We start from the raw sequence: 488 nt of genomic DNA, 5'->3' as shown, positions 1-488 counted from the left end.
GCACATCACGAACCCCGCAGAGAATGACGCTTATGGGAAAAGCCCGGGGTCTTTTATTATATCCTGCCCGTAACTGGCGAAGAAGTGAAATCAGGGTATCACCTACAAGGGCATCTACTTCATCAAGAAGAAGCACAAGTGGTTTATCGCTTGCCTGGCACCACCTTGCAAGTAGTTCAGCAATGAGACCTTCAGCTTTTACTGTGTTTGTTATTACATGGAGAAGTTTTCTTGGCACAAAATCATTGAGATAATATTCAGCATCAGCACATATGGCCCTTGCAATTTCCGGAATGCCTCGTGTCAGATCGCCCCTTGCAGCCTGGGCTGATTCGATGTTGGAGTAGATAGCCTTGTACTCATCTCCTTGGTTTATTGTTTCCATCATGGCCAGCAGTGTGCTTGTCTTTCCTGTCTGGCGTGGGGCATGGAGTATGAAGTAACGTTTGGTATCTATGAGCATTTTGACGTCGTCCCAGTCAATACGA

The 488-nt window shown here is 46.5% G+C and carries 1 protein-coding gene; it reads right to left on the bottom strand.

Features of this window, described 5'->3' with window-relative positions:
• Window positions 1–463 (bottom strand): AAA family ATPase (locus MTBBW1_RS08695; RefSeq protein WP_139786714.1); only part of this gene is annotated, 463 nt, incomplete at its 3' end.
• Between the last annotated feature and the right edge of the window lie 25 nt (window positions 464–488).

This window comes from Desulfamplus magnetovallimortis (assembly GCF_900170035.1).
Classification (GTDB): Bacteria; Desulfobacterota; Desulfobacteria; order Desulfobacterales; family Desulfobacteraceae; genus Desulfamplus; species Desulfamplus magnetovallimortis.
This window is presented reverse-complemented; position numbering and strand designations above follow the sequence as displayed.